The 12,484-nt window shown below is 65.1% G+C and carries 11 protein-coding genes; all 11 read right to left on the reverse strand.

Annotated elements, in window-relative coordinates:
- Nucleotides 1-41: 41 nt before the first annotated feature.
- Complete coding sequence (locus tag D9599_RS25105) at nucleotides 42-779, reverse strand: SDR family NAD(P)-dependent oxidoreductase (protein ID WP_198384036.1); 738 nt, start codon at nucleotides 777-779, stop codon at nucleotides 42-44.
- A gap of 92 nt (nucleotides 780-871) precedes the next feature.
- The gene (locus D9599_RS25110; RefSeq protein ID WP_198384037.1) at nucleotides 872-3,019 is read right to left on the reverse strand and encodes a hydantoinase B/oxoprolinase family protein; all 2,148 of its coding nucleotides are present in this window, start codon (nucleotides 3,017-3,019) and stop codon (nucleotides 872-874) included.
- Complete coding sequence (locus D9599_RS25115; protein WP_198384038.1) at nucleotides 3,016-5,106, reverse strand: hydantoinase/oxoprolinase family protein; 2,091 nt, start codon at nucleotides 5,104-5,106, stop codon at nucleotides 3,016-3,018. Before D9599_RS25115 ends, D9599_RS25110 begins: the two co-directional genes overlap by 4 nt.
- 155 nt (nucleotides 5,107-5,261) lie before the next feature.
- Nucleotides 5,262-6,014: an ABC transporter permease gene (locus tag D9599_RS25120; RefSeq protein ID WP_198384039.1), complete on the reverse strand. Its 753-nt coding sequence runs from the start codon at nucleotides 6,012-6,014 to the stop codon at nucleotides 5,262-5,264.
- Nucleotides 6,014-6,775 (reverse strand): ABC transporter permease, encoded by a 762-nt coding sequence (locus D9599_RS25125; protein WP_198384040.1) that lies wholly within the window; start codon nucleotides 6,773-6,775, stop codon nucleotides 6,014-6,016. The genes D9599_RS25120 and D9599_RS25125 overlap by 1 nt, the downstream gene beginning before the upstream one ends.
- A complete protein-coding gene (locus D9599_RS25130; protein ID WP_198384041.1) occupies nucleotides 6,772-7,581 on the reverse strand; it encodes an ABC transporter ATP-binding protein in 810 nt (269 codons plus the stop codon). The genes D9599_RS25125 and D9599_RS25130 overlap by 4 nt, the downstream gene beginning before the upstream one ends.
- A 10-nt stretch (nucleotides 7,582-7,591) precedes the next feature.
- Complete coding sequence (locus tag D9599_RS25135; RefSeq protein ID WP_198384042.1) at nucleotides 7,592-8,530, reverse strand: ABC transporter substrate-binding protein; 939 nt, start codon at nucleotides 8,528-8,530, stop codon at nucleotides 7,592-7,594.
- Between the two features lie 30 nt (nucleotides 8,531-8,560).
- Entirely contained in the window at nucleotides 8,561-9,358 is a 798-nt protein-coding gene (locus D9599_RS25140; RefSeq protein WP_198384043.1) for a GntR family transcriptional regulator, read from the reverse strand.
- A 170-nt stretch (nucleotides 9,359-9,528) separates the two neighbouring features.
- Nucleotides 9,529-10,239, reverse strand: a complete 711-nt coding sequence (locus tag D9599_RS25145) for a fumarylacetoacetate hydrolase family protein (RefSeq protein WP_198384044.1) — start codon at nucleotides 10,237-10,239, stop codon at nucleotides 9,529-9,531.
- Entirely contained in the window at nucleotides 10,236-11,312 is a 1,077-nt protein-coding gene (locus D9599_RS25150; protein ID WP_198384045.1) for a cupin domain-containing protein, read from the reverse strand. Before D9599_RS25150 ends, D9599_RS25145 begins: the two co-directional genes overlap by 4 nt.
- A gap of 145 nt (nucleotides 11,313-11,457) precedes the next feature.
- Entirely contained in the window at nucleotides 11,458-12,462 is a 1,005-nt protein-coding gene (locus D9599_RS25155; RefSeq protein WP_198384046.1) for a tripartite tricarboxylate transporter substrate binding protein, read from the reverse strand.
- Between the last annotated feature and the right edge of the window lie 22 nt (nucleotides 12,463-12,484).

The raw sequence follows: 12,484 nt of genomic DNA on the forward strand, positions 1-12,484 counted from the left end.
AGGCATGGGCCTTGTCGCACGGTCCAGTTCGGCTTGATCGTTCACTCAAACCCTCCATCGATACTTATGAACTCACCCGTAATGGAGCGTGCCTCGTCCGTGGCGAGGAACAGGATCAGGGCCGCGATCTCCTCCGGCTCAATGAAGCGACCTGTCACCTGCCGGCGTAGATATGTCGCCTCTGCTTGCGCGATCGATACGCCGTTGGCAGTCGCGTAACGCTCGATAACAGTGTCCATCCGCTCTCCACGGACGGCTGCGGGCAGGACGGCGTTGACCCGTATACCATCCGCGCCGACCTCTCGGGCAAGCGAAGCCGTAAGGCCGAGAACCGCACGTTTTGAAGCGGCGTAGGCAGCGCGGTTCGGGTAGCCGATCTTCGCCGCCGCAGCAGACATGTTGACAATCGTTCCCCTCCCGGCAGGCCGCATAAGGCGGACCATCTCGCGGCACGCCACGAAAGTGGCCGTGACGTTCACGGCGAAGACACGCTCCCAATCTGCGGTCGATACCTCGGCGACGGGCGCCGTCGGCCCGGAGACGCCGCCATTGTTCACTAGTAGGTCTACAAGCCCGACCTGCCCAATAAGAGAGACGACCTCCGCCTCCCTCGCTAGGTCACAGCGAACGAAGGTCAGGCCCACCTCCTTGGCCAGCTGCTCACCCTTCTCCTGGTCAACGTCGGAGATGATGACGTCGTAGCCGTCCGCCTTCGCTCGGCGTGCTATGGCAGCGCCGATGCCCGCTGCCGCGGCGGTTATAAGAATGCGCTTGGTCATCTCCGATTCTCCCAGTGCACCGTGCTTCCCTCTCTGCGGCGGCCTACCCCGCCTGCCTGCCGGCCCTGCCGGACGCGGCAGGCGAAGGTGAGTCAGGCCACGTTTTGAGCCGTGGTCGGCGCAGTCAGCTGGGCAAGGTCGATCTCCACGTCGTGTTGCGGAGTTTCGTCCGCACGGTGGATGTCAAGGGCGAGCAGGATGCCCGAGACCGGGCAATACCAAGCAGTCATCGCCAGCTCTGCATGGAGCACGTGCATCGGAAGCTGGTCCGCCTGGACGGGCGCAGAGACGGCGCCCTCCCGCCAGCGCGTATGCCCAGAAGATAGGACGTGTCCTGACGGTCCAATGACGTGGTCGCCCTCGGCGTTACGCACGATCGTTAGCGCGGGCCCAATCGGCAGGAGGACTTCTCCTACAACCGTCCTCGCGGGCATAGCGACCCCTATTCGTCTCTGGCGGATCGACGCGCGAAGGGCCTCCGTGCTGTCCCGGTCCAGGGCCCCGTCCACGACTGACACGCCGTAGATCTCGCTCGCCGTTTGTGTCGAGATTACGCCGCGGTTCAGATCGCGGAGCACTGCATCAGGGTCGCGTCCAAGAGGGTCGCCCCATCCGCCGCCGCCCTGCCAGGACACGGCAAAGACGTCGCCGCGGCGCATAGGCCGGAGGCCCGGCTTGGGTCCGAGCATTTCGAAGCGGGCAGCAGCGTCCAGCACCCCTTCCGAGGCACCCTGCTCTGCCCAGCGCTGCACGACCGTCGCGCCAGGTAAGCCGCCCGCGAGGCCTGCCGTGTTCGGCACCTCGGCTCCGTGCGTCATGATCAGCGCCTCGGCTTCGTCCACGCCGGCCAGTGTTAGTGCAAGTTCAGCCGAGGCACCGCCCGCGAAGGTGCCGCAGCCTCCTGTGTCCCGCGCCAGCCGGCGGTAGAAGTAGAAAAGAGGAACAGCGCGCTCGTTTCTCTCGACATCAGCGATCGACGCCATGGGCGAATTGTGCGGACCGCCGGCGTCGTAGCCGTCCTTGCTTGCGAAAGCCCCGTATCCACCGGCGAGCGGGTCCATCAGGTGCAACCCGAAGGGCTCACCATACTGGTTGCGGCCGCCGAGGTTGAAGGTCGCCATGGTTCCCTGCGCCACTGCCTGCGCGCGGGGCGCATAGCTCTTGGAGCAGGCCAGAAGCCGGTTACACAAAGCGCTCACCACGTTTGTCGTGGTCCAGATCGCCTCCACGGTCGCCGATCCGACCGGCGCAGGGTATTGCGCGGTGACTACCAATCCGTCGGGCGCGACGATTTCGCAGCAGTTCAGGATACCTCGGTTCCAGGGAATGTCCCAGGCGAGCATCGGCATCACTGACCCGATCACCGCCCCTTCAAGCCCAGACCGCGTGCAGTTGATGAAACCAGGCGCCTGGTAGCTGGAGCCGCTGAAGTCGAAACGCAGCGTTTCGCCGCGCTTCTCCAGCACGCCATGGATCTTATAGAGGCGGTTCGCTTCGCCATCGTGCTCGAGGAAGTCGGTGGCGCGAAAGATGCCGTCCGGCAGCTCGCGTAACCGGGCACGGGTCCGCCTCTCCGACTGGGCGATCATGAGCCGCATGACCTCGGAGACAGTGCCCGCCCCGTACCGACCCGCGAGTTCCGCAATTCGGCTACGTGCCACGTTTATCGTGGCGATGAAGGCCCGGATATCCAAGCCAAGCTGGGCCGGGAGGCGGGTCGCCGTAAGAATCATCTCCAGGATGTCCTCGCGCGGGCGCCCCTCCTCCACGACCTTCACGCAAGGGATGCGGAGGCCCTCCTGGCGGCAGTCGCGCGCTCGGGGCGACCACGAAGCGAAGTCCATGCCACCGATATCGGTGACGTGTGCCTCCACCCCTGCCCATGCGATCAGCTGACCGTCGGCGAAAATTGGGCCGGTGAGCTGGAGGTCGTTCTGGTGCAAGGCGCCGACGAAGGGATCATTGCCCATGAACATGTCCCCGTCACGAACCTCAAGGTGAGGCCGGTCGTGAACGGCGCGTATGAGGTGGCCTACCACCGGAGCCTGTAAGGAGACCTGGAAGCCCATGGAGGCAAAGGATCCGTCGGGCAGGAAAAGGCCTGTGAAGAAGTCCGACGCCTCCGTGACGGTCGGCGAGCCGGAGACGCTCTGCAGCGCGATCCGCATCTCCTCCGTGCTCGCCAGCAGGCGGGATCGGATGACCTCGTAAACGACCGGGTTGACCGTGACGTTGCTCATGCGGCGATGCTCACGTGCAGGTTCCCCATCTCATCGGCCCGGGCGACGCCGCCCGGCGGCACCACCACGCTCTGCCCCGGGAACTCGATGACGGCAGGGCCAACCACCTCAGCACCAGGTGGCGGAAAGCTCGTGCGCCATATGGCGGCCTCGACAGGACCGGCCCGAAGGTCAAACAGGATCGAGCGGGTTCCCGCCGGACGCATGGCCTCGCCCGAGGCAGCGATCCGGGGAGGCGGCAAATGGCCGGTAGCCGTTACCCTCGCGCCGACCACTTCAAAGCCTGCCGCGCTGTAGGCTGCACCGCGTCCGAAGAGGCCCTCGTACTCCTGCTCGAACTGTCGGGCTGCGGAGAGGAATGCGTCCGCGCCGAAAGCTTCGCCCGGCACGACAATGTCCAGCGTGTTGGTCTGGCCGCGATAGCGGATTGACAGCACGCGCTCAAGCACGAGGTCACCGCGCGCGCCGGCGGATTCGAGGTTCTTCGCCGCCTCCTGGGAAAGCCGGGCCAGTTCCGCCTCGACGGTCTGGAGCTGGCTGTCGGGCGGCACCGCCCGACCCCCTGCCCTCAGATAAACGGGGCTTTCCCGTGTCAGGCCCAGCGAGGAGTTGGCACAGCCAAAGGCCGACTGCGCGGTCGCCGCCGCCGGCACGATGAACTTCGGAAGGCCAAGCTCCCGCGTCAGGGCCCAGGCATGGCTTGGCCCGGCGCCGCCGTTGGCCAGGAACACGAAATCCCGTGGGTCATGACCACGCTCGATGGTGGCACGGCGCAGCAGCGCCGCCATTTTCGCGTCCAGCACCTCGCGGATGCCCCAGGCTGCCTCCATCACATCCACGCCCAGCGGCTTGGCGATGCGATCATGGATGGCGCGGCGGGCCGCCTCACCATCGAGCTTCATGGCCCCGCCAATGAAGTTGTTAGGATCCAGCACGCCAAGCACGAGGTCTGCGTCAGTCGCCGTCGGCTCCGTTCCACCCCGCCCGTAGCAGGCGGGACCTGGCATGGATCCGGCGCTCTGGGGCCCGACCTGCAACGCCCCGAACTGCACGCTAGCAATCGACCCACCACCCGCCCCGATGCTGTCCACGTCGATGGAGGGCACGCGGATGTCGGCGCCGGCGACGGAGATCTCCTGCCGCATCACGGGGCGACCACGGACGATGACCCCGACGTCAAAGGAGGTCCCCCCAATGTCAGTCGCGAGAAGGTTCTTCTCCCCCAGCATTTCGCCAATGGCGAGGGAACCGATCACACCGGCCGCTGGCCCCGAGAAAATAGCGTAGGCTGGCCGGTCGGTCAGCGACGCGGTCGGCAGGACCCCGCCGGCGTTGGTCATCATCAGCACGGGAACCGTCATGCCCGCCGCTTGGAGCTCCTTTTCGAGGCGCGAAAGGTAGCGGCCGGCGACGGGACCGAGAGCGGCGTTGGCGGCGGCGGTCGACATGCGGCCATACTCGCCGACGCCGGGAGACACCTCGTGGCTGAGGGTGATAAAGGCATCCGGCATCGCCTCCAGCGCCAACTCGTGCAGGCGCAGCTCGTGCACTGGGTTCACAGGCGACCAGAGCGTACAAATCGCGAGTGCCTGTGCCCCCTTCGCCACCAACCGGGCAATGGCGGCGCGCGCCTGCGTCTCATCCAGCTGGCGCACCACACGCCCGTTGACGTCGATCCGCTCCGGGACCTCCTCCACCATGTCTCTCGGCACGATCGGATCATAGCGGTTGTGCAGGAAGAAGTCCGTCACCTCCAGCTCCGAGAGGCCGGAAGTCAGGCGCCGCATGCGGCCGATCTCGAGCGTGTCGCCGAAACCCTCGGTGGTCAGCACGCCGCATCGTGCCGCCCGCCTGGTCAACAGGGCGTTCAACCCGACTGTCGTCCCATGCCCGAAGCGGACGATACGGGCGCAGAACTCTTCGAAGCACAGCCCGTAACCTTCTGCGGCCAATCGCGTGGTGTTCAGCACGCCAGTCATGACGTCTAGCGTCGTAGGACTCTTGAAGACCCGCGCCTGCCCGCTCCCATCGGCGACCCACATGTCAGTGAAGGTGCCGCCCACATCTGTCCCGACGTAATAGCTCACCCTGCGACCTCCGCCCGCCAGCACTCGGCGCTTGGCAAATCCTGGGGCGTGGCAGGCAGGGCTAGGCCGGTGTCCTGGCTGTGGAAGATGCTCGTTGTCTCCACTGTGACGGTTGCATTCCTGATCGCCATGACAATCCTCCCGAGTTAAATGAGTTATGCCGCCCGCCAGCGCAGAAGCCGCTGCTCAATTGCCTCGAGCACGAGGTTGCTGATCAGGCCGATCAGGCCGAGCAGGATCAAGCCAGCAAAGATATCGGCCGCGCGAAACGACCGGCCTGCCAGCAGAATTGCCGTGCCCAGTCCCTGCTGCCCGGCCAGCATTTCCGTCACGATCGCGAGGATTAGTGCCACAGTCAGCGAGAGCCGCATGCCGGCCAGGACATCCGGGACCGCGTTTGGCAGACCGATTTTCCAGACGAAGGAAAGGCGCGAGAGGCCTAGGGCACGTGATACCTCAACCAAACGCGGCTCCACGGACTTGAAGCCGTGGACGGTCGCCAGCAGGGTCGGCCACAGCGATCCGAAGGCAACCACGCTCAAAACCATACCCGGCGTCAGGCCAAAGACTGCGATGGCAATAGGGATAATGGCCGAGGCCGGGAGAGGCCGGATGAACTCCAGCAGGGGCTCCAGCGTCTCGCGCGCCGTCTGGTTCAGTCCGATCAGCGCGCCGAGAATGATGGCCACAAGGCTGGCGAGCAGCCATCCCTGGAACATCAGGATCACGGTCGCCCCTGTCTGTGCGAGAAGATCGCGCGCCAGCCCTCGCTGGAGCGCGGCAAGCGCAGCGTCCGGGCTCGGCAGAAAGGCGCGTGAGATTAGTCCGGTCTCCGTCACCGCCCACCAGACGAGCAGCACTATCCCGAGGCCGGTCAGGGCAACTGCGAGTTCGCGAACCGCGCGCATTAGCGCCCCCCCCCGGCTTGCCCATGATGGAGAAGCAATCGCCGCTCCGCTGCAACGAGGATCCTGTTGAGCCCCCAGCCGAGCACGCCGATCCAGACGAGGTACGCAAGTGCCAGGGCGGGGGCGAGCCCCTGCTGGGCCATGGTCAGTGAATAGCCCAACCCCTGCGGGTTTGCCGCGATCTCCACCGTAACCGCGACGACGAGGGCCACGCCGACTGCAAGACGCAGGGCGACGACGAGCCGCGGCAGGGCCGCGGGAAGGATGACTTTGGCAACCCGCGCCACCGGTCCGAGCTGGAGTGCGCGGGTCACGTCGCGCAGGGTACGGTCAACGCCGCCGACGGCCCCTTGGCTAAGGACGAGCATGGGCCAGAAGGTTGCAAAGGCAACGACCGAGGCGCCCATCGCAGGTCCAAAGCCAAAGACGAGCAGGGCCAGGGGGATCAGGGCGACGGAAGGAAGCGGCCGTAGCGCCTCTACCGGCGCCCGGGCCAAGCGAGCTAAGGCCGGCACGAGGCCGAGGACGATGCCAGCCACCATCCCCGCGCCCCCGCCAAGCAGCAGTCCGGACACGACCACCGAGAGCGTCTCCCAGGTCGCGACGACCAGAGATCCGTCAGCTAGGGCGGTCGCACCGGCTCGGACGACGGCGCTGGGTGGTGCTAGGGAGTCACTAGGGGGCTGCCCTAGGAAGGCGATCTCCCAGGACGCGAGCAGGAGCAGCGGGATCACCACCCCACGCCGGGCCGAGCGCATCATCCGTGGCCATCCTGCATGAGGCCGAACAGTTCACGCCGGAGACGCAGAAACTCCGAGTGCTCGCGGGTGGCGAGCTGGCTCCGCGGTGAGGGCAGCGGAACCGTCACCACCCGGTCCACCCGCCCGGGATTAGCTGCGAGCGCCACGACCACGTCGCCGAGATAGAGCGCCTCCTCAAGGTCATGGGTAACGAAGAGCACGGTCATGCCGCTGTCAGAGACAAGGCGAAGCAACTCGTCCTGGAGGGTCTGCCGGGTCATCGCGTCCAGCGCACCGAAGGGCTCGTCCATTAAGAGGATTCGAGGTTCCTGAGCGAGGCAGCGCGCGATTTGAAGGCGCTGTTGCATGCCACCGGACATTTCCGACGGATACTTGTGAAGATGCTTGCCGAGCCCGACGGTGGTCAGCAGGCGCTCGATCCTGTCCTTGCGCTCACTCCGAGGTACGCCCGCGGCTTCGAGTGCGAGGGAGACGTTGCCGTAGGAGTCGCGCCAAGGCAGCAGCGCGCGGCCATAGTCCTGAAAGACGACTGCGACGTCCCGCGACGGGCCGGAGCGCGGGACACCGCCGACGCAGACGGATCCATTTTTCGCCTGGAGGAAGCCGCCGGCGAGACGCAACACCGTGGTCTTGCCACTGCCCGATGGTCCGATCACGCAGCCAAAGCTCCCGGATGGCAGGGAGAAGCTGACATCGCGCAGCACCTCCCGTCCTCCCAGGTCAAGGTGGACGCTTTCAAAGGCGATGGCGGGCTTGATGACCTCGCCTGAGCGAACCGTACCCGCAGCGCCCTGCATGCCGTCCATGATCACGGCCTCAGGCTAGCCGTAGGCGCGCTGCGTCGATCTTGGACGTCAGCATGTCCTGCTCGGTCATAATGCGGACCCACGCCTCCAACTCCCGCTGCGTGACGTCGGAGCGCAGACGGGCAAGCGGGACGGTACGAACGATCTCTATGGGAAGGCGCGTGTACTTGGCGATGTATTCCCGAGCCTTGTCACTGTTGCTCCCTGTCCATGCCACCGCCTCCGCAATTGCGCTCCGGAAGCCACGAATGGCGTCAGGGTTGCGCGTGGCCCAGGCGCGAGTGGTTGCCCAGAGCGCGGTTGGCAGCGGCTCAGCTAACTCCGGGGTCATATTTGATACGAGGCGGCCGGTGCTGCTGGCGACGATCCGGCTCAAGACAGGCTCGCCGGTCACCACTGCGTCCACCGTGCCGCCGCGCAGCACGTCGGCCATCTGAGGGAAGGCCACCTCTACGAAGGTTACGCGGCGGGGGTCCACGCCCTTGTCCATAAGCCACTTCCGGAACAGCACATGGAGGAAAGCATTCAATCCCGGTACGCCGACCCTCTTCCCCACAAAGCCCGTGGCGTCCTGGACGTCGGAACCAGTCTTCACCACCACGCCGAAGGTCGTCACCTCCCGCGTGATCTCGGCGCATGCCGTGAGGGCGACGAGATCAAGCCCGCCATCTACTGCGGAGATCATGACGGACGGCGTTGGCCCGCCGATCTGGATCGAATTGGACTGCAGTGCAGCTGGCAGCGTGGAGTTCAGCGGAATAAGCTGGAGCTCTGTCTCCAGCCCCTGACGCCGAAAGAAACCCTCTTCCTGAGCGACGAATGCGGCTGTGTAGTCGAGCACGGCCGTGTAGCCGATGCGGATCTTGCCTACGCCCTGTGACTGGGCCGGCTGGATCAGCATTGCGCTCACCGTAGCAGCACCGCTCACAAGGCACCTACGCGTGATCATTCTTGTTTCCTCCGCTTGGTTACGCATGAGCTAGTCGCTGGGCGAAGCGGCCCCGCATAGCTGTCGGGCGTAGAAGTCGCTCGTGATTCGCATGTGTTGGCCGAGTAGGCGCTGAGCCAAGTCCGCATCTCGGGCCAGCACCGCCTCGGCCATTGCCCGGTGCTCGTCGACGAGAAGCTGGCGTGGCATGTTCGCGCCCATCAACACGATGCGGTACCGTGCGTGCTGCTCCGCAAGACGTCTCTGTGCATCCAGGGCACGGTGGCTGCCGCAGGCATGAATCAACGCGCGGTGGAATGCGTCGTGCTCGGCATTCCAAGTAGCCAAGCTAGTCGGGTCGGTCGCCGTAGTCTCAGTGGCGCGGACTAGGCGGTGCAGCGCGGCAACAATGTTACCCTCCCACGCCGCGTCCCCCCGTGCGATCGCATCTCTGACCGCCTGTCCTTCAATCGTGGCGCGCATGTACGCAATGTCGACGAGATCAGCACCCGAGAGTGGGGTGACGCGGAAGCCCTTGTTACCCTCGACCTCGACCAAGCCCTCGCCGACGAGGCGGGACAGGGCCTCGCGAAGAGGGCTGGCCCCGACCTGATAGCGGCCCCGCAGGCTGTCTAAGCGAAGACGCGTACCCGGCTCGAGCACGATGGAGAGGATGTCCTGCCTGATCCGGCGCTCGGCCTCGTCGGTCAGGGTTGGACCACCCAGTAGGCCGGCGCTGGAAGGCGCCATCTCAAAGGGCAGGCGCCGGGGCTCGTTCATCATCACCGAGATCGTGCAAATCATCGACGATCGAGTCAATGATCGATTGAAGTTCGATCTGTCGATCATTGCGGTTTGGCTCCGGGGGAATGGGGCATCAGCGCATCGGTATTCAAATGAAGCCCGCTCGCCTGCCGGCCCGCGTTGATCCTGCGAGCCCCAGTAGGCGGCTAAGGCCTGCATCGCTGCAGTAGGACAGCGCGTCGTCTGCCCTACGATGCCGCCCGTATGTACCTCGCTCAGGCCTCAGCGGCGGCGCTGACGCTGAGGGAAACCGCACCGACCCCGTTAACCTCCCCCTCAAGGCGATCACCGACCACCACAGGTCCCACACCTGCCGGGGTTCCTGTCATGATCAGGTCGCCCGGACGGAGGCGGTAAAGGGTTGAAAGGTTCGCGATGAGCTCTGGCACCTTCCAGGCGAGGTGATCCAGGTCAGCGTCCTGTTTTACCACCCCATTTACGGACAGGCAGATGCGCCCTCTTGCGGGATGCCCAATGCGGGCGGCCGGTGCGACCTTCCCAATTACGGCGCTTTCCTCGAAGTCCTTGCCCGTATCCCAGGGACGGCCCTTGGCGCGGGAGGCGAGCTGAAGGTCCCGGCGGGTCATGTCGAGGCCTGCGGCGTACCCGAAGATGAGTTCTTGAGCCTTGTCCAATGGGACCTGGAAGCCACCATGCCCGAGGACCACCACGAGTTCGATCTCGTGGTGGTAGTCTCCTGTGCCCGGCGGATACGCAACGGACGATCCGCTCTCGACGATAGCGTGCAGGCTCTTGGTGAACCAGAACGGCGCCTCGCGGTCCACCTGGGTGCCCATTTCCGCAGCGTGGGCTTCGTAGTTCCGCCCGACGCAGAAGATGCGCGAGACCGGGACACGACCACCGCCCTCGACCTCCAGTGTTGGCGTTGCATCGGGTTCAAAAAGAAGGTCGAGTGCGGTGGTCATGCGTCAAACCTTTCGTAGATACCAATCTTGCGCTGCAGTGGTGCGTCATCGATTTGGAACAGGAAGGCGGGCTTAGCTGTCGAACGATTGACGAGGCGGACCCGTGCATGGGCTGGTGCGGCGAAGACGTCCGCATCTTCCGCGTTAAGCAGCGCCTCGCCTGCCACTTCGGCCTGAACCGTGCCCGACACAACATGGAACACGGCGGAGGCGCTGTCTCTGGGAAGTGTCACCTCCTCACCTGACCGGAGCATGATTGCCGAGAAGCCGAGGGTGGGCAGGCATTCCCCACCCGTTTCGGGATTCACGTAGCCAAGATGTACTGGCTTGCCCTCATCGGTATCCGAAGCCAGGGCCTCAAGGGCTGCACGCACCTCCGCCCAGGGCCAGCGCATGAGTGGATACTGCGCACGCGGCGAAGCGAAGTTTTGATAGGGGACGAGACCGGCTCGCCGGTAGCGAGTGACTGAGGCATCCAGGCCGTTCTTGACGGTCTGTGAAGCCCCCTCCAGGGCGTATGATGCCTCCATCCCGACGACCAGAGGAAGGTCGAGCGCGTCCATCCAGATCACCGGGCCAGAGCCGGCGTGCGTGTGCTCGTGCCACTGGAGAGCCGGTGTGAGGATTAGGTCGCCGCGCTCCATGGGCAGTCGCTCGCCATTCACGATAGTGGAGCCCCCTTCGCCCTCGACGACCAAGCGAACAGCCGACGGCGTGTGCCGATGATTCGGAGCGATCTCGCCCGGTAGGATCATCTGCATGCCGACGTAGATCGTCCCAGTGCAGTGCAGACCATCCAACCCGTGCCCGGGATTCGAGAAGACGAGAACGCGGCGCTCTGCCTTCTCAATTGGAGTCAAGCTGCCCGCCCGGAGCAGCAGGGGCCTTACTTCCGAGTAGCGCCACAACGCGGGGCGTGTCTGTGGGCGGGGAGCATCGTGGGGCAGAAAGCCGCGCATGCTGGGCCAGAGCGGAACCAGGTTCGCGGAAGTCATAGCATCCCGATAGTCCTGCGGCAGCTCGTCGAGGGTGCCGAGCGATGAGGCGCCGCTGTGTGCTTGAGGGTCACTCATTCGACTCTCCAGTGAAGGAGTTCCAGAGGTCGACCAGCCGACCTCTCGGGTCTGTCGGCCAGTCTGGAGGACTGGCCGACTACTTGGCAGGCACACTGCAGCTGGGCGCCACCACGCCCCGCCATCTCGGTTTGCCGTCCTGCTGTTACTCGTCAGACTTGAAGCCAGACTCCTGAACTACTGGGCCCCACTTGGCGCGTTCCGTCCTGATCAGCTCCGCGAACTCCTGCGGCGACTGGGTGAACATGCGATACTGCTGGCGCTCGAGAGCTTCCCGGAGCTCAGGATTTTCAGCCGCTTTGAGAATGGCCGTGTGAAGCCCTTCCACCATGGGCGCAGGCGTCCGAGCGGGCAGAAGAATCCCGAACCACTCCTCGCCCGTGAGGTCCGGATGGCCGAGCTCGCTGAAAGTCGGGACGTCGGGCAGGCTGGGAAGACGAGCCGCCGATGACACGCCGAGGATCCGCGCCTTGCCGGCGCGATGGTACTCAACGAGGTCGCCCACTTGCAGGGAGACGGCAGGAATTTGCCCCCCAAGCATGTCCTGCAAGGCCGGGGCCGTGCCGCGGTAGGGCACATGGGTTAGCTGGACGCCGATCTTCTGGGCCAGTCTGACGCCAGCGAAGTGGGGACCAGCACCCGCCGCTGGGCTTCCGAAGGGTACTGCATCACCTTGCTGCTTCGCCCAAGCCGCAAAGGACGCTAGGTCATGCGCAGGATGATCGGCCCTAACAGCGAAGGCATAGGGCGAAGCACAAATCGTGCTCACCGGGACGAAGTCCGTTAGCGCGTCGTACCGCGTCGTGCGGGGATAAACGTGCGGGAAGATCGTTAGCGTCGTGGCTGGCGTGAGAAGGACATTAGTTCCATCCGGAGCGGCGCCCTTGATCAACTCCACACCTAAGCGGCCGGCGGCACCAGGACGGTTGTCCACGATGACCTGTGGCGCGTAGGTGCCGCGCAACCGCTCTGCGAGAAGGCGAGCAATCGTATCGGTTGGGCCTCCCGGCACGTAGCCGACAACCATGCGAGCGTTGCGGTCCAAGGCTGCTCGGGGTTGTGCCGCAGCGGATCGCCCGAGGGCGCCGATAAGGGGGGCGGCGCCCAGTGCGACGACGGTGCTCCGCCTAGAGATCATGCTTTTGATCATTTGTTTTCCTCTGTGAATGCGA

Source organism: Roseomonas sp. KE2513, assembly GCF_016107305.1.
Lineage (GTDB): Bacteria > Pseudomonadota > Alphaproteobacteria > Acetobacterales > Acetobacteraceae > Roseomonas.